The sequence below is a fragment of the Pseudomonas sp. TE3552 genome, from assembly GCF_056278945.1.
Genome location: NZ_JBWBQJ010000001.1, coordinates 4899083 through 4924166 on the forward strand (window position 1 = coordinate 4899083; position 25084 = coordinate 4924166).

22 protein-coding genes and 1 pseudogene are annotated in these 25084 nt (G+C 59.8%); 3 read left to right on the plus strand and 20 right to left on the minus strand.

Annotated features, from left to right (window positions below; genetic code table 11):
* Positions 1 to 23: 23 nt before the first annotated feature.
* The 16 genes from dtd to hutC all read right to left on the minus strand — a co-directional run bounded on the left by dtd (position 24) and on the right by hutC (position 18636).
* On the minus strand, positions 24 to 461 hold the full coding sequence (gene dtd, locus ACZ9BB_RS22090) for a D-aminoacyl-tRNA deacylase (RefSeq protein WP_476216203.1): 438 nt from the start codon (positions 459 to 461) through the stop codon (positions 24 to 26).
* The gene (gene pip, locus ACZ9BB_RS22095) at positions 458 to 1429 is read right to left on the minus strand and encodes a prolyl aminopeptidase (RefSeq protein ID WP_476216205.1); all 972 of its coding nucleotides are present in this window, start codon (positions 1427 to 1429) and stop codon (positions 458 to 460) included. The genes dtd and pip overlap by 4 nt, the downstream gene beginning before the upstream one ends.
* A gap of 115 nt (positions 1430 to 1544) precedes the next feature.
* A complete protein-coding gene (locus tag ACZ9BB_RS22100; protein WP_476216207.1) occupies positions 1545 to 2465 on the minus strand; it encodes an alpha/beta hydrolase in 921 nt (306 codons plus the stop codon).
* Between the two features lie 207 nt (positions 2466 to 2672).
* Positions 2673 to 3629: a choline ABC transporter substrate-binding protein gene (locus ACZ9BB_RS22105; RefSeq protein ID WP_476216208.1), complete on the minus strand. Its 957-nt coding sequence runs from the start codon at positions 3627 to 3629 to the stop codon at positions 2673 to 2675.
* Between the two features lie 313 nt (positions 3630 to 3942).
* Positions 3943 to 4746 (minus strand): N-formylglutamate deformylase, encoded by an 804-nt coding sequence (hutG, locus tag ACZ9BB_RS22110; RefSeq protein WP_476216210.1) that lies wholly within the window; start codon positions 4744 to 4746, stop codon positions 3943 to 3945.
* A gap of 10 nt (positions 4747 to 4756) precedes the next feature.
* On the minus strand, positions 4757 to 5962 hold the full coding sequence (hutI, locus tag ACZ9BB_RS22115; protein ID WP_476216212.1) for an imidazolonepropionase: 1206 nt from the start codon (positions 5960 to 5962) through the stop codon (positions 4757 to 4759).
* 16 nt (positions 5963 to 5978) lie between these two features.
* A complete protein-coding gene (locus ACZ9BB_RS22120) occupies positions 5979 to 7388 on the minus strand; it encodes an amino acid permease (protein ID WP_476216214.1) in 1410 nt (469 codons plus the stop codon).
* A 109-nt stretch (positions 7389 to 7497) separates the two neighbouring features.
* The gene (gene hutH / locus ACZ9BB_RS22125) at positions 7498 to 9036 is read right to left on the minus strand and encodes a histidine ammonia-lyase (protein ID WP_476216216.1); all 1539 of its coding nucleotides are present in this window, start codon (positions 9034 to 9036) and stop codon (positions 7498 to 7500) included.
* 110 nt (positions 9037 to 9146) lie between these two features.
* Positions 9147 to 10670, minus strand: coding sequence for a histidine ammonia-lyase (gene hutH, locus ACZ9BB_RS22130; RefSeq protein WP_476216218.1), 1524 nt, complete (start codon positions 10668 to 10670; stop codon positions 9147 to 9149).
* A gap of 157 nt (positions 10671 to 10827) precedes the next feature.
* A complete protein-coding gene (locus ACZ9BB_RS22135; protein WP_476216220.1) occupies positions 10828 to 11658 on the minus strand; it encodes a quaternary amine ABC transporter ATP-binding protein in 831 nt (276 codons plus the stop codon).
* Positions 11655 to 12506 carry an ABC transporter permease gene (locus ACZ9BB_RS22140; RefSeq protein WP_030129253.1) on the minus strand — a complete coding sequence of 284 codons (852 nt, stop codon included), beginning with the start codon at positions 12504 to 12506 and terminating at the stop codon, positions 11655 to 11657. Before ACZ9BB_RS22140 ends, ACZ9BB_RS22135 begins: the two co-directional genes overlap by 4 nt.
* Positions 12507 to 12577: 71 nt before the next feature.
* Positions 12578 to 13546 (minus strand): ABC transporter substrate-binding protein, encoded by a 969-nt coding sequence (locus ACZ9BB_RS22145; protein ID WP_476216223.1) that lies wholly within the window; start codon positions 13544 to 13546, stop codon positions 12578 to 12580.
* A 69-nt stretch (positions 13547 to 13615) separates the two neighbouring features.
* Complete coding sequence (locus ACZ9BB_RS22150) at positions 13616 to 15088, minus strand: purine-cytosine permease family protein (RefSeq protein ID WP_476216225.1); 1473 nt, start codon at positions 15086 to 15088, stop codon at positions 13616 to 13618.
* A gap of 134 nt (positions 15089 to 15222) precedes the next feature.
* Positions 15223 to 16905 (minus strand): urocanate hydratase, encoded by a 1683-nt coding sequence (gene hutU, locus ACZ9BB_RS22155; protein ID WP_476216227.1) that lies wholly within the window; start codon positions 16903 to 16905, stop codon positions 15223 to 15225.
* Between the two features lie 493 nt (positions 16906 to 17398).
* A complete protein-coding gene (locus ACZ9BB_RS22160; protein WP_476216229.1) occupies positions 17399 to 17971 on the minus strand; it encodes a HutD/Ves family protein in 573 nt (190 codons plus the stop codon).
* The gene (hutC, locus tag ACZ9BB_RS22165) at positions 17968 to 18636 is read right to left on the minus strand and encodes a histidine utilization repressor (RefSeq protein ID WP_232252242.1); all 669 of its coding nucleotides are present in this window, start codon (positions 18634 to 18636) and stop codon (positions 17968 to 17970) included. Before hutC ends, ACZ9BB_RS22160 begins: the two co-directional genes overlap by 4 nt.
* Positions 18637 to 18836: 200 nt before the next feature.
* Between hutC and ACZ9BB_RS22170 the strand changes: the two genes are divergently transcribed.
* A complete protein-coding gene (locus tag ACZ9BB_RS22170) occupies positions 18837 to 20201 on the plus strand; it encodes a formimidoylglutamate deiminase (protein WP_476216231.1) in 1365 nt (454 codons plus the stop codon).
* 115 nt (positions 20202 to 20316) lie between these two features.
* Here the strand turns inward: ACZ9BB_RS22170 and ACZ9BB_RS22175 are convergent, their stop codons facing one another.
* Complete coding sequence (locus ACZ9BB_RS22175) at positions 20317 to 20886, minus strand: lipocalin family protein (protein ID WP_476216233.1); 570 nt, start codon at positions 20884 to 20886, stop codon at positions 20317 to 20319.
* Between the two features lie 33 nt (positions 20887 to 20919).
* Complete coding sequence (locus ACZ9BB_RS22180; protein ID WP_476216235.1) at positions 20920 to 21174, minus strand: hypothetical protein; 255 nt, start codon at positions 21172 to 21174, stop codon at positions 20920 to 20922.
* 294 nt (positions 21175 to 21468) lie between these two features.
* Between ACZ9BB_RS22180 and ACZ9BB_RS22185 the strand changes: the two are divergent.
* Positions 21469 to 22491: pseudogene (locus ACZ9BB_RS22185) on the plus strand (HAMP domain-containing protein); the annotation flags it as partial.
* Positions 22492 to 22584: 93 nt separating this feature from the next.
* Positions 22585 to 23349 (plus strand): methyl-accepting chemotaxis protein, encoded by a 765-nt coding sequence (locus ACZ9BB_RS22190; protein WP_476218386.1) that lies wholly within the window; start codon positions 22585 to 22587, stop codon positions 23347 to 23349.
* A 100-nt stretch (positions 23350 to 23449) separates the two neighbouring features.
* Here the strand turns inward: ACZ9BB_RS22190 and ACZ9BB_RS22195 are convergent, their stop codons facing one another.
* The gene (locus ACZ9BB_RS22195) at positions 23450 to 24052 is read right to left on the minus strand and encodes a DUF924 family protein (protein WP_476216237.1); all 603 of its coding nucleotides are present in this window, start codon (positions 24050 to 24052) and stop codon (positions 23450 to 23452) included.
* 3 nt (positions 24053 to 24055) lie between these two features.
* Positions 24056 to 25066 (minus strand): class 1 fructose-bisphosphatase, encoded by a 1011-nt coding sequence (locus tag ACZ9BB_RS22200; protein ID WP_476216238.1) that lies wholly within the window; start codon positions 25064 to 25066, stop codon positions 24056 to 24058.
* Positions 25067 to 25084: the final 18 nt, after the last annotated feature.

Below are 25084 nucleotides of genomic sequence, written 5' to 3' on the forward strand. Positions count from 1 at the left end.
TAATAAAGATGTTTCAAGCGCTTTCACGTCTGTAACAGGAAGGTTACCGGGCCATCATTGACCAGATGCACCTGCATATCCGCGCCGAATCTACCTGATGCCACAGTGCCATGCACCTGTTTCGCTTTGCCCAGTAAATAGTCGAAAAGCTCCTCACCCAGCGCCGGAGGGGCTGCAGTCGAAAAACTCGGGCGCAACCCGTTTTTGGTGTCGGCGGCCAGGGTGAACTGCGAGACCAGCAGCAACCCACCGCCTACATCCGCCAAGGACAGATTCATCTTGCCCTCGGCGTCGCTGAATACTCGATAGTTAAGCAGTTTATGCAGAAGTTTGTCGGCGCTGGCCCGAGTGTCGTCGGGCTCGACCGCCACCAGCACCAGCAATCCCTGATCTATCGCACCGACGATCTCCCCAGCGACCTCGACTCGGGCGCCACGCACGCGTTGCAGCAGGCCCTTCATGCTTCGTCGGGCGACAAGTCGAGCAAGCGACGGGCCATCTGATCGGCGGCGCGTACCAATGCATCGGTGATGCCCGGCTCGGATGCGGCATGGCCAGCATCGCGGATCACCTGCAATTCGCTGTTCGGCCAGGCCTGATGCAGTTCCCAGGCGTTGTCCAGCGGGCAGATCACGTCATAGCGACCATGGACGATCACCCCAGGCAAATGGGCGATCTTGCCCATGTCGCGGATCAGCTGATTCGGCTCCAGGAACGCGTTGTTGGTGAAGTAGTGGCATTCGATACGGGCGATGGACAATGCACGCTGGGGTTCGGAGAAACGGTCGACCACCAGCGGATTCGGACGCAGGGTAGCGGTACGGCCTTCCCAGATGGACCAAGCCTTGGCTGCATGCATCTGGGCAATCTGATCGTTGCCGACCAGGCGTTTGTGGAACGCCGAAAGCAAGTCGTCGCGCTCGTCCTGCGGGATCGGCGCGATGTAGTCCTGCCAGTAATCGGGAAACAGGCGACTGGCGCCACACTGGTAGAACCACTCGATTTCCTGCGGACGGCAGAGAAAAATCCCGCGCAGAATCAAACCGTGCACGCGCTCCGGATGGGTTTGCGCGTAGGCCAGGGCCAGGGTCGAACCCCAGGAACCGCCGAACAGCACCCATTTATCGATGCCCAGGTGCTTGCGAATCCGCTCGAGGTCGGCGACCAGATCCCAGGTGGTGTTGTTTTCCAGGCTGGCGTGGGGCGTGGAGCGACCGCAACCGCGCTGGTCGAAGGTAACGATGCGATACAGATTTGGATCGAAATACCGGCGGCTCTGGGCATCACACCCGGCGCCGGGGCCGCCGTGAATGAATACCACTGGCAAACCTTCCGGCGAACCGCTTTCGTCGACATACAGCGTGTGGGTTTTATCGACAGCCAGATCGTGCCGGGCGTGGGGTTTGATCTGCGGGTACAAAGTCTGCATTGCGCGCTCCGTAAGGGGTCGAGGTCATCCCTGTAGGGACTTCTATTATTCTGCCGTCCGGCATCATAAACCCGAATTACTTCAATGAGCATGCCCCTTGCAGCGTCAGCGTTTGTCAGCCCGTCTTCTCAGCCAAATAGCCGAGCAGGGTTTCATAGAGTCGATCGACCTCGGCAACCTGCCCCCGCGCCCGCAAACAACCGTGAACCAGCCCCTCGCCGTAATAAAGTGTTGCGCTCACGCTGGCGGCATTGAGTCGCTCGGCGTAAAGCACGCCGTCATCGCGCAGCGGGTCGAACTGCGCCACGGCAATCAACGCGGGCGGCAGACCGCTGAAATCGTCGGCGAGCAACGGCATTGCATAGGCCGTTGGCCGACGGATGCCGCGCAAATACAACCCGTGATAACAATCCAGATCGCTACTGCTGAGCAACGGGGCGTCGACGCACTCACTGCGCGACGGCAATCGACGATCGCCGCCCAACCCCGGATAGATCAGAACCTGCGCACAAGGCGCCGGCTCGCCGGCATCGCGCAAGGCCAGGCACAACGCAGCGGCGAGGTTGCCGCCTGCGCTGTCGCCTGCCACCAGGGTCCGCGCGGGGTCGAGCCGAAACGGTCCGGTACGCAGCGCGCGCCAGACACTCAGGCAGTCATCGGACGCCGCCGGAAACGGATGCTCTGGCGCCAACCGATAATCGACGGCGATCACCAACACGCCGAGCACCGACGCCAGTTCGGCGCAGATGAAGGCATGGGAGTCCAGATCCCCCACCACCCAACCGCCACCATGCAGATACACAATGCAGGGCCAACCGTTGGTCGGCGGAGGAATCGGCGGTTGCCAGGCGCGCACTGCCACTCCCGCCAACTCAAAATCGATGACCTCAAGCCCTGCGGGACACGACGGGGTAAACGCCCGGCACATTTCGCTGTAGGCCTGACGCAAACCGGTGAGGCTGCTGTCGGCGCTGTTGAAGCTGACGGTTTTCTCGACGAAAGCCGCCATCTGTTCAGAGAGTGGATAAGAAGCCATGAGTCTGCAGCCAGTTAGCCAACGATTTTGGATTGGAACTCAGTTCTGTGGCGAGGGAGCTTGCTCCCGCTGGGCTGCATAGCAGCCCCAAACCACTCGACCGAGTTTTATCAGATACACCCGACCAGCCGGATTTACGACGGCTTCGCCGCCGAACGGGAGCAAGCTCCCTCGCCACAGACAGCGCTCTTTCCGAAGAAATGGTGATCAGTTCTTCAAACTGGCCTGAACGGTTGCCACGCCATCCTTGCCATCGAAACTGCTGACCCCCGCCAGCCAGCGCTGAAGATCTTCGGGATGATCACGCAGCCATTGCCTGGCAACGTCCTGTGGTGTCTTGCGCTCCATGATCGGCACCATCAGCTGACTTTCCTGGGCGGCGGTGAAGGTCAGGTTTTCCAGCAGACGGTTCACGTTCGGGCAGCGCTCGGCATAGTCCGGCGCGGTCACGGTAGAAACGGTCGCCGCGCCTTCATTCGGGCCATAGACATCTTCACTGCCGGTCAGGTAGGCGATGTTCATGTTGATGTTCATCGGATGCGGGGTCCAGCCGACGAACACTACGAACTCCTTGTGATTGACCGCCCGTTGCACGGCGGCGAGCATCCCGGCTTCACCGGACTCGATCAGCTTGAAGTCCTTCAAGCCAAAGCGGTTGGTCTCGATCATGGTTTTGATGGTGGTATTGGCGCCGCTACCCGGCTCGATGCCGTAGATCTTGCCGCCGAGCTGGTCTTTGAATTTCGCGATATCACCGAAGGTTTTCAAGCCTGCCGCGGCAACGTAGTCGGGAACCGCAAGCGTCGCCTGGGCGTCGGCCAGGCTCGGTTTGTCCATGACCTTGAGCTGATTGGCGGCCACGAATGGGGCGATGTTCTTGTCCATCGCCGGTTTCCAGTAACCGAGGAAGATGTCCAGACGCTTGTCGCGGATGCCGGCGAAGATGATTTGCTGAACCGCGCTGGTTTGCTTGCTTTCGTAGCCAAGGCCGTTGAGCAACACATCGGCCATGCCGCTGGTGGCGATGACGTCGGTCCAGTTGACCACGCCCATGCGCACGGCCTTGCAGGAAGCGGGGTCGTTGGCGAAAACACTGGTGCTCAGAAGAGCAGTGCCACAGAGGATTGAGAGACAGCGGGTGAACAAACCTTTGGTGCTTGTCATAGAGAGCTTTCTCGCGCGGCAGATTATTGTTGGGGGCCGGTGTCTTCGTGCACCGTGCCCAGAACATTACGCAGCGTCGAGAGGGTAAAAGCGAACTGTGGCGACCGAGATTTGCACGGTGGCGACAGTTCCGGAAAGGTATCGAGGCGAGTGATGATCTGTGGTGAGGGAGCTTGCTCCCGCTGGGCCGCGAAGCGGCCCCCAAACCATTCAGCCGAGTTTTATCAGATACACCCGACCCGCCGGGTTTACGACGGCTTCGCCGCCGAGCGGGAGCAAGCTCCCTCGCCACAAAAACCTGCTCGCCACAGGGTTATGCGCTGTAGTGCTTTTCGCCCCACGCCAGCAACCCTTGCAACAACTCCTTGAGCACCACTTGCGTCGGTGCCGCCAGATCCGGGCGGTAGCGGAACGGCTCGAACTCTTCCATATAGGTGCACTGGCCCAATTCCAGCTGCACGGCATGGATGTTCTCGGCCGGGTTACCGTAATGCCGGGTGATGTGCCCGCCCTTGAAGCGACCGTTCAGCACATGGCTGTAATCGGTGTGCTTCGCGCAGATTGCTTCCAATTGAGTTGCCAATTGAGGATCGCAGCTGGCGCCGTTGAAGGTGCCGAGGTTGAAGTCCGGCAGCTTGCCGTCAAACAGGTGCGGGATGATCGAGCGGATCGAGTGTGCATCGAACAGCAGCGCGTAGCCGAATTCGGCTTTCAGTCGTGCCAGCTCTTCCTGCAAGGTGCGATGGTACGGTGTCCAGATCTGTTCCAGATAATTCGCGCGTTCTGTGGCCGAGGGCTCCATACCCTCACGGAACAGAGGAATGCCGTCAAACAACGTTGCCGGGAACAGACCGGTGGTGGCGCCGACATATAAAGGCTTGTCGTCGGACGGCCGATTCAGGTCGATGACAAACCGCGAGTACTCGGCCGCCAGTGTGCTGGCGCCCAGCTCGGTGGCGAATTCGTAGAGCGTGGGGATGTGCCAGTCGGTGTCCGGCAGGCTTTTCGCGTCGGGAATCAACCCGGCCTCGACCGCCGGGGTCAGGCGCAGGCCGGCGTGGGGCATGCTGATCAGCAGCGGTACGCGGCCTTGTTTGAAATTCAGAACCTTATCCACAACTGTTCTCCTAAACGCTTGTTTCGACGCCGTGACGCACGACGCGTTTTTCCAGATCGCCGCCCAGCCAGTACGACAAATCGGCTGGACGATCGATTTGCCAGGCAACGAAATCCGCGACTTTGCCGGCTTCCAGCGAACCATGAGTCTCGGCCATGCCCAGCGCGGTGGCGGCATGAATAGTCGCGCCCGCCAGCGCCTCTTCCGGGGTCATGCGCAAACAAGTGCAAGCCATGTTCAGCATCAAGCGCAGAGACAATGCCGGCGAAGTGCCCGGATTGAGGTCACTGGCGATGGCGATTTTCACGCCGTGTTTGCGCAGGGCGTCCATCGGCGGCAATTGGGTTTCGCGCAGGAAGTAAAACGCACCGGGCAGCAATACCGCGACAGTGCCGGACTTGGCCATGGCGATGGCGTCGTCTTCGGTCATGAACTCCAGATGATCGGCGGACAGTGCGTGGTAACGCGCCGCCAGGCTCGAACCGTGCAGCGACGACAATTGTTCGGCATGCAACTTCACCGGCAAGCCGAGTTTCTGCGCGGCGACGAAAACCCGCTCGACCTGTTCCGGCGAAAACCCCAGGTATTCACAGAAAGCGTCCACCGCATCCACCAGCCCTTCGGCAGCCAGGGCCGGGAGCATTTCGCTGCAGATGTGATCGATGTAAGCATCGGCGCGGTCCGCGTATTCCGGCGGCAAAGCGTGGGCCGCCAGGCAGGTGCTGCGCACGCTGACCGGCAGCTCGGCGCCGAGACGACGAACGACCCGAAGCATCTTGCGTTCGTTGGCCAGGTCCAGGCCATAACCGGATTTGATTTCGATGCTGGTGACGCCATCGCGCATCAGGCTTTTAAGACGCTTGGCGGCGCTGGCGAACAACTCGTCCTCGCTGGCGGCGCGGGTAGCGCGCACGGTGCTGGCGATGCCGCCGCCAGCCGCTGCAATTTCCGCGTAACTGACACCTTGCAGGCGCTGCTCGAATTCGCCGCTGCGGTTGCCGCCGAATACCGTATGGGTGTGGCAGTCGATCAGGCCGGGGGTGACCCAGGCCCCATCAAGGTCATTGACCGCTGGGTATTCGCCCGGCGGCAGTTCGCCGCGCGGACCAATCCACTCAATGTGCGCACCGGACGTCACGATGGCCGCATCCTCGATGATCGAGTAGACGCCTTGCGCCATGGTTGCGACGTGGCAGTGTTGCCAGAGCGTTTTCATCCTGGCCTCCGTTAGGTTATCGATGAGAAAAATCAGGATCCCGCGCCACCAATGCGGCCTGGCCTGCCGCCGGTTTCACCCACGTCAGGTAGGCCAGCACCAGCAACACGATCCAGACCACGCCGACGATCAGTGCCGCCTGGGTGTCCGGGAAATAGCCCAGCACGCCGAAAATGAACAGCATGAAGGCAATCGCCGCCATTGGCGCATAGGGCCAGAACGGCACCGGGAATTTCAGTTGTGCGACCTGCTCGGCGCTCATGGAACGACGCATCGCCACCTGGGTAAACAGAATCATCAGCCAGACCCACACCGTGGCAAAGGTCGCGATAGAGGCGATCAGCAGGAACACGTTTTCCGGAATCAGGTAGTTCAGCAGCACACCCAGCAACAGCGCGACACTCATCACCACCACGGTCATCCATGGCACGCCATTGCCCGACAGGCGAGCAAAGCCCTTGGGTGCATGCCCTTGCTGGGCCAGCCCGTACATCATCCGGCCAGCGCCGAAGATGTCACTGTTGATGGCCGACACCGCCGCCGAGATCACCACGATATTGAGGATAGTCGCCGCCGAACTGATCCCCAGGTTGTCGAAAATCTGCACGAACGGACTGCCTTGGCTGCCGATCTGCTGCCATGGAAAGATCGACATCAGCACAAACATCGTCAGCACGTAGAACAGCAGGATACGCAACGGTACGGCATTGATCGCCCGGGGCAGCACGTGCTGCGGATCCTTGGCTTCACCGGCCGTCACGCCGATGATTTCAATGCCGCCGAACGCAAACATCACCACGGCGAACGAAGCGATCAGGCCGCCCACGCCATTGGGCATGAAGCCGCCATGGTTCCAGAGGTTGCTGATATCGGTCGCCTGGGCGCCGGGCACCGTGCTGATACCGAACAGCATGATGCCGAAGCCACCCAGGATCATCGCAACGATGGCCGCGACCTTGAGCAGCGACAACCAGAACTCCATTTCACCGAAGACTTTGACGTTGCACAGGTTCAAGCCGCCGACCACCGAAACGATGCCCAGTACCCAAATCCAGCGGGCAACTTCCGGGAACCAGAAGCCCATGTAGATACCGAACGCGGTGACGTCGGCCATACCGACGATGACCATTTCAAACGCGTAGGTCCAACCGAGGATGAAGCCCGCCATCGGCCCCAGGTAGGTGCTGGCGTACTGGCCGAAAGAGCCGGCCACCGGGTTGTGCACGGCCATCTCACCGAGGGCGCGCATGACCATGAACACCGCCGCGCCACCGATCAGGTAAGCGAGCAGCACCGCAGGCCCGGCCATTTGAATGGCCGAGGCAGAACCGTAAAACAGCCCGGTGCCGATCGCCGACCCCAGCGCCATGAAGCGAATATGTCGGGCAGAGAGCCCGCGTTTCAAACTCTTTGCTGGCTGTTGCATTTCCCGTCCTTAATTATTCTTGTTCGACGCAAAATCGAATCGCGAACAAGCTCACTCCCACAGGGGTGTGCATTCTAATGTGGGAGCGAGCCTGCTCGCGATGGGGCCATTACAGGCTAGGCAGCAACTTCACCGTCACCAGGTCATTCAGGCAACGCGTCGCCAACAACTCACTGGCCGCATTGATGTCCGGGGCGAAGAAGCGGTCCTTCTCATAGAACGGCACTTCGGCACGCAGGATCGCGCGGGCTTTTTCCAGTTTTGGCGAGGTTTTCAGACCCTCACGCAGATCCAGCCCCTGGGCTGCAGCCAACCATTCCACCGCCAGAACCCCGCGAGTATTCTCCGCCATCTCCCACAGACGCTTGCCAGCCGCCGGCGCCATGGAAACGTGGTCTTCCTGGTTAGCGGAAGTCGGCAGACTGTCGACCGAGTGCGGATGAGACAGCGCCTTGTTCTCGCTGGCCAATGCCGCCGCAGTCACTTGAGCGATCATGAAACCGGAGTTCACGCCGCCATTGGCCACCAGGAACGGCGGCAGTTGCGACATGTGCTTGTCCATCATCAGCGAAATGCGGCGTTCGCTCAGGGAACCGATTTCGGCGATGGCCAGGGCCATGTTGTCGGCAGCCATGGCCACTGGTTCGGCGTGGAAGTTACCACCGGAGATCACATCGCCTTCAGCGGCGAACACCAACGGGTTGTCGGAAACGGCGTTGGCTTCGATGGCCAACACTTCGGCAGCCTGGCGGAACTGGGTCAGGCAAGCACCCATGACTTGCGGCTGGCAGCGCAGGGAGTACGGGTCCTGGACCTTTTCGCAGTTCTGGTGCGAGTCAGACACTTCGCTGCGCTCGCCCAGCAGATCGCGGTAAGCGGCAGCGGCGTCGATCTGGCCTTTCTGACCGCGAGCCGCATGAATGCGGGCGTCGAACGGCGAGCGCGAGCCCAATACCGCTTCAACCGTCATACCACCAATGGCCAGGGCGCCAGCGAACAGATCTTCGCCTTCGAACAAGCCGCGCAGCGCGTAAGCGGTGGACACCTGAGTACCGTTGAGCAGTGCCAGACCTTCTTTGGCAGCCAGGGTCAGAGGCGTCAGACCAGCGACTTTCAGCGCTTCAGTGGCTGGCAGCCACTCGCCTTTGTAGCGAGCCTTGCCTTCGCCCAGCAGCACCAGCGACATATGCGCCAACGGCGCCAGGTCGCCGGAGGCACCGACCGAACCTTTCAATGGAATGTGCGGGTAAACCTCGGCATTGATCAGGGCGATCAGGGCGTCGATCACCACACGGCGAATGCCGGAGAAACCACGGCTCAGGCTGTTGACCTTGAGCACCATGACCAGCCGAACCAGCGCGTCGCTGATCGGCTCGCCGACACCGGCGGCGTGGGACAAAACGAGCGAGCGCTGGAGGTTTTCCAGGTCTTCGCTGGCGATACGGGTCGAAGCCAGCAGGCCGAAACCGGTGTTGATGCCATAAGCAGTGCGGTTCTCGGCGAGGATCTGTTCCACGCAGGCAACGCTGGCTTCGATCTGGGCCGAGGCACTGTTGTCGAGGGTGATTTTGACCGGTTGCTGATAAACATCACGCAGTTGGGCAAGGCTCAGTTGGCCGGGAATCAAATTAAGCGCAGTCACATTCATTCTCCTTTTGAGAGTTTTTATTAACTAACCAGACGCTCCGGAGATATCCGTTGTCCGTCGCGTCCCGCCTTTTGGAGGGGCCGCGCCTTGGCACGCTGGTGTTGTGGAAATCAGTTCAGGTTGGGTAAAGCCTTGTGCAGCAAAATCGGGTCTTTCAAAACACTGGCAGCGGCGGCAATGTCCGGTGCCAGCCAGCGGTCCTGCTCGTAGGCCGGAACACGCTCGCGCAGCAGACGCCAGGCGACGTCGGTGCCGGCGCCAAAGCCTTGCTCCTTCAAGAATTCGAAAGCCTGGGCCGCCAGCAGGTACTCGATGGCGAGGATCTGCGTGCAGTTTTCCAGTGCGCGGTGCAGCTTCAGCGCCGCGTTGGTGCCCATGCTCAGGTGGTCTTCCTGCAGCCCCGAGGTGACGTAGTTGTCGAGCACCGCCGGTTGCGCCAACTGGCGATTTTCCGCACACAGGGACGCGGCGACGTACTGGACGATCATCATCCCGGAGTTGACGCCCGGATTGGCCACCAGGAATGCCGGCAAGCCACTGACGTGCGGGTTGATCAAACGGTCCAGGCGACGCTCTGCGATGGAGCCGATTTCGGCCATGGCAATTGCCAGCAAATCAGCAGCCAGCGCGACGGATTGGCCGTGGGGGTTGGCCTGGGACATGACGCGGAAGTTGTCCGGCGTGCCCAGCAACATCGGGTTGTCGGTGACAGAGTTGAGTTCGGTTTCGATCTGCTGTTTCGCGTGTTCAAGTTGATCGCGAGCCGCACCATGAACTTGCGGGATCGAGCGGATGCTCAGCGCATCCTGAGTGCGAATGCCTTTGCTGCTGGCGATCACATCACTGCCCTCGAGCAACGCCCGCAGGTTGATACCGACTTGCTGCATGCCCGGGTGAGGCTTGAGCGCGATGATCTCGGCGTCGAACGCAGTAATCTGGCCGCGCTGGGCTTCGAAGCTCATGGCGCCGATCACATCGGCCCACTGCACCAGACGCGTCGCATCGGCTAGCGCCAAACAGCTAAGACCGGTCATGCACGGCGTGCCGTTGACCAGGCACAAGCCATCTTTGGCGCCCAGTTGCACCGGCTGCAGACCTTCTTCGGCCAGGGCTTGCTGCGCCGAGACAATCTGCCCGCGATAGCTGACATTGCCGACACCCAGCAGAGTGATTCCGACGTGGGCCATGTGGGTCAAATAGCCAACCGAGCCCTGGGACGGCACTTGCGGGGTGATGCCGCGATTGAGCAGCGCCAGCAGGGCTTCGACCACCCGGCGATGAATGCCGGATTTGCCATGGCTATAGTTGCGAATAGCGGCGCAGATGATTGCGCGGGTCTGTTCGTCGGCCAATGGTGCGCCGACGCCACAGGCGTGACTGAGCAGGGTGTTGCGCGACAATTGGCTGAGTTGTTCGTCCTTGAGCGAGACGTTGCACAAGGCGCCCAGGCCGGTATTGACGCCATAGGCACGCTCGCCGCTGGCGACGATGCGCTGGACGATCGCCTGGGCATTCTCGATCCGTGCCCAGACCTGTGGTGACAGCTCAAGCTGTGCGCCATGACGGGCTACGGCGACCACATCCTGCCAACGCAACGGGGCGTCGGCGATAACGATTTTTTCAGCCTGGGACATCTGGAGCCTCATACAAAATTCATGGACGGATGACACCTGTGGCGAGGGAGCTTGCTCCCGCTGGGTTGCGAAGCAGCCCCAAAAAATCTGCGACCGCTGCGCGCTCGAACGGGAGCAAGCTCCCTCGCCACAAAAACAGTCTCGCCACCACTCAACCTCAAACCACCGCCGCCCGCCGCTGTACGAACCGGTCGACATACTCATCCGCCGGCGAGTGCAGGATCTCTCTTGGCGTACCCACCTGAATCAGCCGGCCATCCTTGAGAATCGCAATGCGGTTGCCGATGCGCACGGCCTCGTCGAGGTCGTGGGTGATGAAGACGATGGTCTTGTGCAAGGTCTTTTGCAGCTCCAGCAACTGGTCCTGCATCTCCGCGCGGATCAGCGGATCGAGAGCACTGAAGGCTTCGTCCATCAGGATGATGTCGGTGTCCGCCGCCAAGGCGCGAGCCAGGCCCACACGCTGGCGCATGCCGCCGGAGAGCTGATGCGGGTATTTGTTTTCGTAGCCCTTCAGGCCCACGGTATTGATCCAGTGCAGCGCACGCTCGGCGCACACCTGCTTGCTCTCGCCACGCACTTTCAGGCCGTAGGCGACGTTATCCAGCACTGTCTTGTGCGGCAGCAGGCCGAAGCTCTGGAACACCATGCTGATCTTGTGCCGGCGAAATTCGCGCAGGGCTTCCATGTCGTATTGCAGGATGTCCACGCCGTCCACCAGGATCGCGCCGCTGGTGGGGTCGATCAGGCGATTGAAGTGGCGCACCAACGTGGACTTGCCAGAGCCGGACAGGCCCATGATCACGAAGATCTCGCCGGTGCCGATGCTCAGCGACAGATTGTTCACGCCGACCACACAGCCGGTTTCGGCCAATACCTGGTCTTTGGTCTTGCCCTGGCCAATCATGCCCAGCGCGTCCTTGGAACGGTTGCCGAAAATCTTGAAGACGTTTTTGACTTCGATCTTGCTGATGGCTTCGTTGCTCATTTGCTCACCTCATGCCGTGGCCGACCATACGCCTGAGTAATGCGGTCGATGACCACTGCCAGAATCACGATCGCCAGACCGGCCTCAAGACCACGTCCGACGTTGAGGGTCTGAATCCCCACCAACACGTCCTCACCCAAGCCACGGGCACCGATCATCGAGGCGATCACCACCATCGACAGGGCCATCATGGTGGTCTGGTTGATCCCGGCCATGATGCTTGGCAGGGCCAGCGGCAGTTGCACGCCAAACAGTTGTTGCCAGCGGTTGGCACCGAAGGCGTTGATTGCTTCCATCACTTCACCGTCGACCTGGCGAATACCCAGATCGGTCAAGCGGATCAGCGGCGGCGCGGCGTAGATCACCGTGGCGAAAATCGCCGGGACCTTGCCCAGACCGAACAGCATCAGCACCGGGATCAGGTACACGAAGCTCGGCATGGTCTGCATGATGTCCAGCAGCGGCATCAGCACCGAACGCAGGCGATTGCTGCGCGCCGAGAGGATGCCCAGCGGAATGCCGATCAGCACCGAGATGACTGTCGCCACCATCATCAGCGCCAGGGTCTGCATCAGCTTGTCCCAGAGGCCGACCGCACCCACCAGGAACAGCAGACCGACGATGACCGACGTGGTCACGACTTTGCGGGTCGCATGCCAGGCAACGCCCGCCACGATGGCCAGCATCAGCCACCAGGGCGCCGCACGCAGCAGCCCTTCGAGATTGACGATGGCCCACAACAGGGTGTCGGAGATGCTGCGGAACACATCGCCGTAGTTGGTGACCAGCGAATCGACCCAACTGTTGACCCAGTCGGCGATGGAAAAGGTAAAGCTTTCGGGAAACATAAAAAGACTCTCAATCAAGGGGTTGCGATCAAGCATCCGACTGCCGTTGCCGACAGTCGGAGACACTCGACCTACAAGGCCGCGTCGATCTTTTTGGCTGCGTCTTCGCTCACCCACGCGTGCCAGACTTCAGGATGTTCCTTCAGGAAGATCTTGGCCAGTTTTGGCGATTCGATCCGCTCTTTGGCCATGCGCCCGAGGTTCTGGTTCAGCAGGTCGATCGGCAGGTTGACCTTTTCCAGCACCGTAACCAGTTCCGGGGCTTGCTCGTGGAAAGTCTTGGAAAGGCCGACCTTGATGGTCACGCGCTTGTCCACGCCCGGTTTTTCTTCGAGCTTGACCAGGTCGACCTGACCCATCAGCGGGGTTGGCGACCAGTAGTAGAACAGGATCGGCTCGCCACGCTTGTAGCTCGACAGCACTGCCGCATCCAGCGCCGGGCCGGTGCCTGGGCGGAAGTTGGTGTAGGTGCTTTCCAGGCCGTAGCTTTTCAGCATTTCGCTGTTATCCAGCTCGCAGGTCCAGCCGGCCGGGCAGTTGTAGAAACGGCCCTTGGATGGCTCTTCGGCGTCCTTGAATACAGCGGAATACTTGCCCAGATCAGCAATGTTTTTCAGGTCCGGCGCCTTGGGTTCCAACTTGCGCTTGGCGTCGCCTTCGATCACGTAGCGTGGCACGTACCAGCCTTCGACGGCACCCACGACAGGAGCTCCGACACCGACGACTTTGCCGGCCTTCTCGGCCTTGTTCCAGACTTCGCTGCGGCCGACCCATTCTTCGGCGAACACTTGGATGTCGTTGCTGCTCAGGGCGTTTTCCATGGTGATGGAGTTGCCAGGCAAACTGTCAGTCTTGCAGTCGTAGCCTTTCTCCAACACGACTTGCAGCACGTCGGTCAGCAGCATGGCGCTTTCCCAGTTCAGGCCGGCAAATTTCACCGGTTTGCCCGACTCGCACCAACCCGCCGCCTGAGTGGCGCCGGCGCTGGCCAGCAGGCCCATGGAAAGCAATGTGGTCAGCAGGGTCTTGTTCGATTTCATTGTAGTGACGCTCCTAATCATGAGTTGGCTTACGGCAGTCAAGAGGCATCCAGCCCTGTCCACGTCCAATCAGGCCTGCGCCGCAGCGCGACCGGCCCCGCTTGTTATAGGTGCTGCATCGCTGTCCTGCTCGAGCGGCAGGATCAGGTGATCGGGAACTGCGCTGTGCCATTTTTTCGCGCATACGTAATACAGGGCTGCAGGAATCACCAGACCGATGATCCAGGAAATATCCACATCACCCAGGGCCGCCACCAACGGACCGGTATAGAACTTGGTGGAGATAAACGGCAGCTGCACCAGTACACCGAAGACATAGACGCTGATACCGAGGGCGTTCCAACGGCCGTAGCGACCGTTCGGATCGGCCAGTGCCGGCACGTCATAGCGCTCGCGAGTGATGCAGTAGTAGTCCACCAGATTGATCGCGCTCCATGGCGTGAAGAACGCCAGCAGGAACAGGATGAAGGACTTGAACGCACCGAGGAACGAGTGCTGACCGAGCAGCGCCATCAGGGTCGCAGCACCGACGATGACCAGCACGAAGACCAGACGCTGCAAGCGCGATACCTTCAGGTCACCACGGAAGCCGCTGATGATGGTCGCAATGCACATGAAGCTGCCGTAGGAGTTCAGTGTGGAGATGGTGACCTTGCCGAACGCGATGCTGAAATACAGCAGCGCAGCGGTGGCACCGGTACCGCCCAGACCGACGATGTAGGCGACTTCGTGACCGGCAAATTGGCCGTTGGCCGATGCGGCAGCGAACACGCCGAGGACCATCGCTACCTGCGCACCAATGACCGAACCTGCGCCTGCGGCAAAAAAATTTTTCACCGAGGAAATCTTGCTCGGCAGGTAGCGAGAGTAGTCAGCCACGTAAGGACCGAAGGCGATCTGCCAGGACGCCGCGAGCGATACCGCGAGCAGGAAACTGCTCCAGCTGAAGTGGCGGATTTGCAACAGTGCGCCAACATCAACCTGGCTCATCAGACGGCTGAACAGATAAACAAAAGCAATCACGCCAATGAGACTGGCAACACGGCCGATCCAATGGATCACCCGATAACCAAGCACCGTGACCAGCACGATGACACTGGCGAAGATCAGGATGCCGACGCTGTCGCTGACATCAAACAACTGGCCCAGCGCCTGGCCGGAAAGCACGGTGCCCGTTGCGGTGAAACCGAGGTACATCAGACAGACCAGCACGATCGGGATGGCCGCGCCATACACGCCGAACTGTACCCGGCTGGAGATCATCTGCGGCAGGCCAAGCTTGGGCCCTTGCGCCGCATGCAGCGCCATTACGCCACCGCCGAGCAATTGACCGATCAACAGACCGATCAACGACCAGAACACGTCACCGCCCAGCACCACGGCCAGGGCCCCGGTGACAATCGCGGTGATTTGCAGGTTGGCACCCATCCACAGGGTGAACTGGCTCAACAGACGACCGTGTCTCTCCGCTTCCGGGATGTAGTCGATCGAACGTTTCTCGATCAACGGTTTACTGCCTGCACGATCGTCATTAACAGCCATTGTTCAACCTCTATGGATTGTTTGTCGGTGTTGGTGATCCCTGTAGGAGCGAGGCTTGCCGGCGAAGAATGCACCGCGGTGTGTCAGTTAAGACGCCTTCGCGGGCAAGCCTCGCTCCTACAGGTATTTCTGCGTTATTTGCCGGTAATCATCGGCAGATTCAGGCCTTGTTCCTTGGCGCAGTCGATCGCGATCTGGTAACCGGCATCGGCGTGACGCATGACGCCGGTGGCCGGGTCGTTGTGCAGTACGCGAGCGATACGCTCGGCCGCTTCGTCAGTACCGTCGCAGACAATCACCATGCCCGAGTGCTGGGAGAAGCCCATGCCGACGCCGCCACCGTGGTGCAGGGAAACCCAGGTCGCGCCGCTCGCGGTGTTGAGCAGAGCGTTGAGCAGTGGCCAGTCGGACACGGCATCGGAACCGTCCTGCATCGATTCGGTTTCGCGGTTCGGGCTGGATACGGAACCGGAGTCCAGGTGGTCGCGACCGATCACGATTGGCGCGGACAATTCACCGCTGCGAACCATTTCGTTGAACGCCAGACCGAGCTTGGCGCGCAGGCCCAGGCCAACCCAGCAGATACGTGCCGGCAGACCCTGGAAGCTGATGCGCTCGCGGGCCATGTCCAGCCAGTTGTGCAGGTGGGCATCGTCCGGGATCAGTTCTTTGACTTTGGCGTCGGTCTTGTAGATGTCCTGCGGGTCGCCCGACAGCGCAGCCCAACGGAACGGACCGATGCCACGGCAGAACAGCGGACGGATGTAAGCCGGTACGAAACCCGGGAAGTCGAATGCGTTCTCGACGCCTTCTTCCTGAGCCATCTGACGGATGTTGTTGCCGTAGTCGAAGGTCGGAATACCCATTTTCTGGAAGTCCAACATCGCTTTAACGTGTACGGCCATCGACTGCTTGGCGGCTTTCACCACAGCAGCCGGCTCGGTCTTGGCGCGAGCGCGGTACTCTTCCCAGGTCCAGCCGGCGGGCAGGTAACCGTTGAGCGGGTCGTGGGCGCTGGTCTGGTCGGTAACCATGTCCGGGCGCACGCCACGCTTGACCAGTTCAGGCAGAATTTCCGCCGCGTTACCCAGCAGGGCGATGGAAATCGCTTTGCCTTCTTTGGTGTATTTGGCAATACGCGCCAGAGCGTCGTCGAGGTCGGTGGCTTGCTCATCGACATAGCGGCTGTTCAGGCGGAAATCGATACTCACCTGCTGGCATTCGATGTTCAGCGAGCAAGCGCCGGCCAGGGTCGCGGCCAGTGGTTGAGCGCCACCCATGCCGCCCAGGCCTGCGGTCAGGACCCAACGACCTTTCAGGTCATCGTTGTAATGTTGGCGACCGGCTTCGACGAAGGTTTCGTAAGTGCCCTGGACGATGCCCTGGCTGCCGATGTAGATCCAGCTGCCGGCAGTCATCTGGCCGTACATGGCCAGGCCTTTGGCGTCCAGTTCGTTGAAGTGTTCCCAGTTCGCCCAGTGCGGTACCAGGTTGGAGTTGGCGATCAGTACGCGCGGGGCATTGCTGTGGGTCTTGAACACGCCGACCGGCTTGCCGGATTGCACCAGCAGGGTCTCGTCGTCGTTCAGGTTGGTCAGGCTTTCAACGATCTTGTCGTAGCATTCCCAGTTACGTGCCGCACGACCGATACCACCGTAAACCACCAGTTCTTTAGGGTTCTCGGCAACTTCCGGGTCGAGGTTGTTCATCAGCATGCGCAACGGCGCTTCAGTCAGCCAGCTCTTGGCGGTCAGCTTGTTACCGCGGGCAGCGCGGATTTCGACGTTACGAAACTTAGTAGGCTTATTCTCAGTCACGAAAAAAACTCCTCAGCAATCAATCCAAACCAACCCAGGCAGTGGGCGAGCAAGCCAATGGGCAACAATGCACACCAGCGAATCAGTGGACGATGGTTGAGTCCTCGTGACTCATACACATACGTCTTTACTTGTACATACAAGCATATGCAATCAAGCGGCCAACTTGTTGGATGAGCATCCAAGAAAATTTCTGGAAGGACTGGAAAGCCTGTAGATCAAGGGTTTTAACGGAGATGAAATTTTTCGGGGGGATTTTGTGCGAGGACGATGGCTGTTACTTGAGCGTGGTTTTGCGCCACGTTGGGGCGTTCAGTAACAAAGTGGTGCGCAATGGGAAACGGCGTGGGCTACTGCTGTTGTGGCGAGGGAGCTTGCTCCCGCTGGGCTGCGAAGCAGACCTAAAACCGGAGCAAGTGGTGTGTCAGATGAAACCGGCAGGCTGGATGACGACTGCTGCGCAGCCGAGCGGGAGCAAGCTCCCTCGCCACAGTTAACTGCGTGCGATCAGTTCGATCACACAGCATGGGCCGTTGCTGGAGATATCCAGCAGGCCGACGTTACCGTCGAGCTGCAGGCAATCATGGCGGCCCAGTTGTGAAGTGCCGTTACCGACATTCACCTCAAGCGCTTCGGCGACACTAAATACGAGCACTGTGCCGGCCGAGCTGAAAAACCGCTGCTCGCCCTCCAGCCACTGCAACCGCGCGCTGTAACGGTCCGGCGCATAAATCAGGTTGAAGTCGCGAATCGGCCCGCCAAGCAATGTGCAGGACACTTGGCTCTCGCCACTGAAAGCAAACGGGTCCAGAGGTAACAATGCCCGCGTGTCCTGACCATCGACGCGCAGGGTCATGCCTTCGCCTTGCAACACAGTAATCACCCGCTCATAGCCGGCGAAGGTGGAAAACCCGCCCGACTCGCCGATGTCGGCAATCGACAGGCGCCAGCCAAAACCATCAAGGCCTACACCGGTATCACGGGTAATTTCTTCGGTGCTGCCGCCGCCGTTTTTCCACGGCATGCGCGGGTAATCTTTTGCGCGTAGAACCTTTACTTGATTCATTTATGAAACCGACCTTCCAGACGATGACGGGAACCGGGGTGGATCAAACGGGCGGCGGTCACGGGCTGACGACCGGACCAGGTGCGGCGACGAATCAGCAGGCACGGCTCGCCCTTTTCTATCTGCAGCAACTTGCATTCGGACGGCTCGGCGAGAATCGCTTCGACCACATGCTCGCCTTCGGTCAACGGTGCGACCTGATTCAGATAGGCGTAAGGGGTTTGCAGGGTGAAGTCTTGCTTGAGGTACTCCGGCGCCACCAGCGCGTTGACGAAACGGTCTTCGATTTGCACCGGAATATCGTTTTCGAAATGCACGATCAGCGAGTGGAACACCTTCTGGCCTTCGCGCATGTCCAGCGCCAGGGCCCGCTCGGAACCGGCGGCCTCTTCTTCGAGGGTGATCACCTTGCACGTGTGGCGATGGCCACGAGAGGCGATTTCGTCGGCGATGTTGTGCACTTCAAACAAGGCAGACTGGCTTTTCGGTTCGGCGACGAACGTTCCGACACCCTGCATACGCACCAGCAAGCCATCGGCGGTCATCTCGCGCAGGGCGCGGTTGATGGTCATGCGACTGAAACCCAGCTGGCTGACCAACTCGCTTTCCGACGGAACGCGGTAGTGCGGCGGCCAGTTTCCACTGTCGATTTGCTGGGTGATCATCTGTTTCACGCGGGCGTACAAGGGCGCCGGACTGTCGCCCAGATTGGCGCTCAGATTGGCATTCGGCGGCAATGTGGCAGAGGGAGTCGGCACGGTTAATCCTTGTTCATCTGTTAGAAGTTGCTAGCTTGCCGGAGTTTACCGAGCAGGCAAACGTCTGTATATGTATATACAAATAACACACGATGGGGTGCTGAACCATGTCCGCCTTCTTTGCCGAACGCGCGCTGCTGCCTAGTGGATGGGCCAACAATGTACGTCTTGAAGTCAGCGCCGATGGCGTACTGACCCATATCCAGGCCGACTCCCATGCAGATGGCGCCGAACGACTGAGCGGCCCGTTGCTGCCGGGAATGCCAAATTTGCACTCCCATGCCTTCCAGCGGGCCATGGCCGGGTTGGCGGAAGTGGCGGGTAATCCGAATGACAGTTTCTGGACCTGGCGCGATCTGATGTACCGGCTCGTCGGAAAAATCAGCCCGGACCAACTCGGCGTCATCGCCCGTCAGCTGTACATCGAAATGCTCAAGGCCGGTTATACCTCGGTCGCCGAATTTCATTATGTACACCATGACAATAACGGCCAGCCGTACGCGGACCCGGCCGAACTGGCGCTGCGCATCAGCCAGGCAGCCAGCTCCGCCGGTATCGGGTTGACCTTGCTGCCGGTGCTCTACAGCCACTCCGGTTTCGGCGGCCAGGCCCCGAACGAAGGTCAGCGTCGCTTTATCAACAGCACCGAAAACTACCTGAAGCTTCAGTCGCGCTTGCAGCCGATCCTGGCGCAGCAGCCGGCGCAGGCATTGGGTTTGTGTTTCCACTCGTTGCGCGCCGTAACACCGCAGCAGATCAGCGAAGTGCTGGCGGCCAGCGACAAGCAATGCCCGGTGCACATCCACATCGCCGAGCAGCAAAAGGAAGTCGATGACTGCCTGAGCTGGAGCGGTCGCCGTCCGTTGCAATGGCTGTACGAAAACACCGAAGTCGATCAGCGCTGGTGCCTGGTCCACGCGACCCACGCCAACCCGGAAGAAGTCACGCTAATGGCCAAGAGCCGTGCCATTGCTGGCTTGTGCCTGACCACTGAAGCCAACCTCGGCGACGGGATTTTCCCGGCGGTGGACTTCCTCGCTCAGGGCGGACGCATGGGCATCGGCTCCGACAGCCATGTGTCGTTGAGCGTGGTGGAAGAATTGCGTTGGCTGGAATACGGCCAGCGCCTGCGTGATCAGCGGCGTAATCGTTTGTATGGCGCGAATCAGCCGATGGTTGGTCGCACTCTGTACGACGCTGCACTGGATGGCGGTGCCCAGGCGCTGGGGCAGCCGATCGGTGCCTTGGAAGTCGGCAAGCGTGCCGACTGGCTGGTGCTGGACGGCAACGATCCTTATCTGGCGACGGCCAGTGGCGACGGGATTCTCAATCGTTGGTTGTTCGCCGGTGGCGATCGCCAGGTGCGGGACGTGCTGGTCAACGGCCAGTGGGTCGTGCGCGATGGGCGGCATGCTGACGAAGATGAAAGCAACCACGCCTTCACCCAAGTCCTGCGTGATCTTCTGGGCTAATACCAAACAATGTGGGAGCGAGTCTGCTCGCGATGGGGCCAACAGATTCAACAGATGATGTTGACTGAAAGTCCGCCATCGCGAGCAGGCTCGCTCCCACAGAGTTATGCGTAAATCAGTTCGAAGTCTTGGCCATCTTGCTATCCGACGCACGCCAGATCAGCCGTGTCGTGTCATAGCCCTGCTGACGCGCCTTGCTCAGCAGCTCTTCTCGCACCACCCCATTGACCGTCGGGGTGCGTGACAGCAGCCAGAGATGACGGCGGCCCGGATCGCCGACAATCGCGGTCTTGTAATCATCGCTGACGTACAGAACCCAGTATTCTCCCTTCGCCACACCCGGTATCAGTCGTGAGAACCAGGTATCGAACTTGATCCACAGCTTGTCGGCTTTGCCGGGCACCTGTGGATAAGCCGTCCCTTTGGCCTCTTCCCATTGCCAATCCGACGTCAGGCAACGATTGAGTACTGCCATGTCACCGTCAGGTTTGAGGCTGTAATGGGCCTCGGATTGCGCGCAATTGCGCTGAAAATACATCGGCAGACGCGCCAACTCGTACCAGGTTCCCTGATAACGCTTGAGGTTGACACTGTTGACGGTCTTGGGCGCCAAAGGATCTACGCCAGAAGTGGCGCAGCCGGCCAATACCAGGCCGGCAAAAAGAACGATCAGTAACCGCTTCATTATTTTTTTCTCCCGTGGGCGAATAGCCCCGGTTTACTTCAGGCCTTGGCCAGAAAACATCAGCACTTTGTCACCGGCATACTGCACGCTGATAAAGCTGTTTTTGTCGCCCCAGGTGCAACTGGACATACCGAGCGCGCCGGAACAATCGGTTGGTTTACCCAGCAAGGTTTCAACCTCGGACTTGGGCATACCGGTCGACAATTTCGAATAATTTTCCTGATTGATCTTGCCGCACGCGGCCAATAACACGCAGAACGAGAGCAAGGCGATAGAACGCAGCGACATGGTGTAACTCCTGGAGCGGAAGAGGGGTGGCATGTTGCCAACCAGAAGCTTAGAAGAGAAAACCCCTGTCTGGTTCCCTCACCTTCCGGCTATTTATTAGGCCGCTCGTCAGCGTTTTACCGATAAATCAGCCACTTTCTTTCGCCACTGGGTATTTCGTCGGTTTTCGTCGCAAGCCGCCTAATCTTTGGCGCCGGCCAGTCGACATAGAAGCAGCGCAAAGCCTTCCACTGTGGCAAATTGACACCCCTTGTTGACCAGCCCTCCGCGGTAGATCATTTAATGACCAGAAACATGAAATTCAGCCACAAAATCTTGTTGGCAGCCGCCCTTGTAGTGGCTGTTGCGTTCGCCTGTTTCATCCTGTTCAACGATTACCGCCAGCGTCAGACCCTGCTCAGCAGTACCGAGTCCTCAATGCAAGAACTCGGCAGCCTGACCACCAGCAACATCCAGACCTGGCTGGAAAGCCGCATTCAATTGCTGCAATCGCTGTCCCAGCAGATCGCCGTGGACGGCAGCGAGCAAACCAACCTGAAGCGCGCCATCGACTTGCCGGCCTACACCGGCAACTTCCAGCTGAGCTACTTCGGTGGCACTGATGGCGTGATGTTCTCGATCCCGGCCGGCAACCGCGCCGCGGACTACGACCCTCGCGCCCGCGGCTGGTACAAGGCGGCCAACAGTGCGCAGCAGACCATTGTCACAGAACCCTACATCGCGGCATCGTCTGGCAAATTGGTAATCACTGTTGCCACGCCGGTGAAGCACCAGAACCAGATGATTGGCGTCGCTGGCGCGGATATCGACCTGTCCAGCGTCAGCGCGATTATCAACTCGCTGAATTTTGGCGGTCATGGCCATGCCTTTATCGTCAGCGCCGATGGCAAGATCCTGATTCACCCCGACAGCAAACTGATACTCAAGAGCCTGGCCGATGCTTACCCCAATGGCGCGCCGAAAGTCAGCCCGGGCCTCAAGGAAGTCGAACTGGATGGCAAAACCCAGTTTATCTCCTTCACTCACGTTAACGGTGTACCGTCGGCGGATTGGTACGTAGCGCTGGTGCTGGACAAGGACACTGCGCTCTCGATGCTCAGTGAATTCCGCACCTCGGCGATCATCGCCATGGTCATCGCCGTAGTGATCATCATCGCGCTGCTGGGCATGTTGATCCGCGTGCTGATGCAACCGCTGCTGACCATGGGCCGCGCCATGCATGACATCGCCGAGGGCGAAGGCGACCTGACCAAGCGCCTGACCATCCAGAATCAGGACGAATTCGGCGCACTGGGGCTATCGTTCAACCGCTTCGTCGAACGGATTCACACTTCGATCCGTGAAGTGTCCTCGGCCACCGGCCAGGTCAATGAAGTCGCCCTGCGCGTAGTGGCGGCCTCGAACTCGTCGATGTTCAACTCCGATCAGCAGACCTCGCGCACCAGCAGCGTCGCGGCGGCGATCAACCAGCTCGGTGCCGCCGCCCAGGAAATCGCCCAGAACGCTGCCCTCGCCTCGCAGCATTCGAGCGACGCGCGCAGCCTGGCCGAAGACGGTCAGCAAGTGGTGGATAAAACCATCGCCGCGATGCAACAGTTGTCGGCAAAAATCAGCGACTCCTGCGGCAACATCGAAACCCTCAACAGCAACACAGTGAACATCGGCCAGATTCTGGAAGTGATCACCAGCATCTCGCAGCAAACCAACCTGCTGGCACTCAATGCGGCCATCGAAGCGGCCCGTGCCGGTGAAGCCGGGCGTGGTTTTGCCGTGGTCGCCGATGAGGTGCGCAACCTCGCCCACCGCACTCAGGATTCGGCGCAGCAAGTGCAGCGGATGATCGAAGAGCTGCAAGTTGGCGCCCGGGAAGCGGTCAGCACCATGACCGACAGCCAGCGCCAGAGCGAAAGCAGCGTCGGCATCGCCAACCAGGCCGGCGAACGCCTGGGCAGCGTGACGCAGCGTATCGGTGAAATCGACGGGATGAACCAGTCCGTGGCCACCGCGACCGAAGAACAGACCGCCGTGGTGGAATCGATCAACGTCGACATCACCGAGATCAACACGCTGAACCAGGAAGGCGTGGAGAACTTGCAGTCAACTTTGCGTGCGTGTGCCGATCTTGAGCAGCAGGCGGCGCGGTTGAAGCAGTTGGTGGGTAGTTTCAGGATTTAGTGTTTTCAAGGGCCCCTTCGCGGGCAAGCCTCGCCCCTACAGGGACTGACCTGTAGGAGCGAGGCTTGCCCGCGAAGACGGCATTAGCCGCAAAGAAACTTTAGAAGCGAGACCCGGGTCCTGAAAGAAACTCCAGCTCTTCAGCCGTAGATTCACGCCCCAACACCGCATTGCGATGGGGAAACCGGCCAAACCGCGCAATGATCTTCCGATGCCGCTCGGCATAATCCAGGTTATCGGCAAACACCGCCCGATCCGCCTCCGGTTGCTGTTCAACCAGGTCGAGAAACCGCGAAACCGCTTCATTCTGCACCGCCAGATTTTCGCAGTGTTCGAACACCAGATAGATAAATACTCGCTGGATCGGTCGCAGTTGCCGATCGAAATCCGCAGCAATACCTTGCGCTACCAGTGCCTGAGCCCTGAGATCGCCTGAAAAGGATTTGGGGGTGTCGCGAAAGATCATTCGCGGCAGTTGATCGAGTAGCAGCACCAAGGCCAGCCAACCTTCGGGGCATTGCGCCCATTCGGTCAATCCGCCGGCCAGTGCCTGCTCGACCTGGTCTCCGAAACGCGTCCGCGCTTCGAGGTCCTGGCTGTCGCGCTTGCCGAACCATAACTTGCCCTTGTCAGCCGCTATTTCGTTGGGTGATTCGAAAGATCCAAACCACCATTCGAGTAACGGCTGCCAGGGCGCGGTCATGTTTTATTCCTTGTGGTAAGCCGTGGCGCGCTCGACTTCTTCTTTCGAGCCGAGGAACACCGCTACGCGCTGGTGCAGGCCTTCTGGCTGAATGTCGAGAATGCGCTGGTGACCGTCGGTGGAGGCGCCGCCGGCTTGTTCCACCAGGAACGACATCGGGTTGGCTTCGTACATCAGGCGCAGTTTGCCCGGCTTGGACGGCTCGCGGCTGTCGCGTGGGTACATGAACAGGCCGCCACGGGTCAGGATGCGGTGCACATCCGCCACCATCGAGGCAATCCAGCGCATGTTGTAGTTCTTTTTCAGCGGGCCGGTTTCGCCTTCCAGCAACTCGCTCACGTAGCGTTTTACCGGAGCTTCCCAGTGACGCTGGTTGGACATGTTGATGGCGAATTCCTGAGTGGTTTCCGGAATCTTGATGTCTTCGTGGGTCAGGACGAAGCTGCCCATTTCACGGTCCAGGGTGAAGCCTTTCACGCCATCGCCCAGGGTCAGGATCAGCATGGTCTGTGGACCGTAGATCGCGTAACCGGCGGCAACCTGCTTGGTGCCTGGCTGCAGGAAGGCTTTTTCGCTCAGGGTTTCGTTCTGGCTCAGGTGCTCGTTCGGGCAACGCAGTACCGAGAAGATGGTGCCGACCGACACGTTGACGTCGATGTTCGACGAACCGTCCAGTGGGTCGAATACCAGCAGGTAGGCGCCTTTCGGGTATTTGCCCGGGATCTGGTAGGCATTGTCCATTTCTTCGGACGCCATGCCGGCCAGGTGACCACCCCACTCGTTGGCTTCAAGCAGGATCTCGTTGGACAGCACGTCGAGTTTCTTCTGCACTTCGCCTTGGACGTTTTCGGTGCCCATGCTGCCCAGGACACCACCCAGGGCGCCTTTGGAGACGGCGTGGCTGATTTCCTTGCAAGCACGCGCCACCACTTCGATCAGGAAACGCAGATCGGCAGGAGTGTTGTTGCTGCGGGTCTGCTCAATCAAATAGCGACTCAGGGTAACGCGGGACATGGACGGCTCCGGGGGAAT

Coding starts and splice junctions, on each gene's coding strand:
- dtd (WP_476216203.1), bottom strand. CDS start 461: ATGAAGGGCCTGCTGCAACGCGTGCGTGGCGCCCGAGTCGAGGTCGCT.
- pip (WP_476216205.1), bottom strand. CDS start 1,429: ATGCAGACTTTGTACCCGCAGATCAAACCCCACGCCCGGCACGATCTG.
- ACZ9BB_RS22100 (WP_476216207.1), bottom strand. CDS start 2,465: ATGGCTTCTTATCCACTCTCTGAACAGATGGCGGCTTTCGTCGAGAAA.
- ACZ9BB_RS22105 (WP_476216208.1), bottom strand. CDS start 3,629: ATGACAAGCACCAAAGGTTTGTTCACCCGCTGTCTCTCAATCCTCTGT.
- hutI (WP_476216212.1), bottom strand. CDS start 5,962: ATGAAAACGCTCTGGCAACACTGCCACGTCGCAACCATGGCGCAAGGC.
- ACZ9BB_RS22120 (WP_476216214.1), bottom strand. CDS start 7,388: ATGCAACAGCCAGCAAAGAGTTTGAAACGCGGGCTCTCTGCCCGACAT.
- hutH (WP_476216216.1), bottom strand. CDS start 9,036: ATGAATGTGACTGCGCTTAATTTGATTCCCGGCCAACTGAGCCTTGCC.
- hutH (WP_476216218.1), bottom strand. CDS start 10,670: ATGTCCCAGGCTGAAAAAATCGTTATCGCCGACGCCCCGTTGCGTTGG.
- ACZ9BB_RS22135 (WP_476216220.1), bottom strand. CDS start 11,658: ATGAGCAACGAAGCCATCAGCAAGATCGAAGTCAAAAACGTCTTCAAG.
- ACZ9BB_RS22140 (WP_030129253.1), bottom strand. CDS start 12,506: ATGTTTCCCGAAAGCTTTACCTTTTCCATCGCCGACTGGGTCAACAGT.
- ACZ9BB_RS22145 (WP_476216223.1), bottom strand. CDS start 13,546: ATGAAATCGAACAAGACCCTGCTGACCACATTGCTTTCCATGGGCCTG.
- ACZ9BB_RS22150 (WP_476216225.1), bottom strand. CDS start 15,088: ATGGCTGTTAATGACGATCGTGCAGGCAGTAAACCGTTGATCGAGAAA.
- ACZ9BB_RS22160 (WP_476216229.1), bottom strand. CDS start 17,971: ATGAATCAAGTAAAGGTTCTACGCGCAAAAGATTACCCGCGCATGCCG.
- hutC (WP_232252242.1), bottom strand. CDS start 18,636: ATGATCACCCAGCAAATCGACAGTGGAAACTGGCCGCCGCACTACCGC.
- ACZ9BB_RS22170 (WP_476216231.1), top strand. CDS start 18,837: ATGTCCGCCTTCTTTGCCGAACGCGCGCTGCTGCCTAGTGGATGGGCC.
- ACZ9BB_RS22175 (WP_476216233.1), bottom strand. CDS start 20,886: ATGAAGCGGTTACTGATCGTTCTTTTTGCCGGCCTGGTATTGGCCGGC.
- ACZ9BB_RS22180 (WP_476216235.1), bottom strand. CDS start 21,174: ATGTCGCTGCGTTCTATCGCCTTGCTCTCGTTCTGCGTGTTATTGGCC.
- ACZ9BB_RS22190 (WP_476218386.1), top strand. CDS start 22,585: ATGTTCAACTCCGATCAGCAGACCTCGCGCACCAGCAGCGTCGCGGCG.
- ACZ9BB_RS22195 (WP_476216237.1), bottom strand. CDS start 24,052: ATGACCGCGCCCTGGCAGCCGTTACTCGAATGGTGGTTTGGATCTTTC.
- ACZ9BB_RS22200 (WP_476216238.1), bottom strand. CDS start 25,066: ATGTCCCGCGTTACCCTGAGTCGCTATTTGATTGAGCAGACCCGCAGC.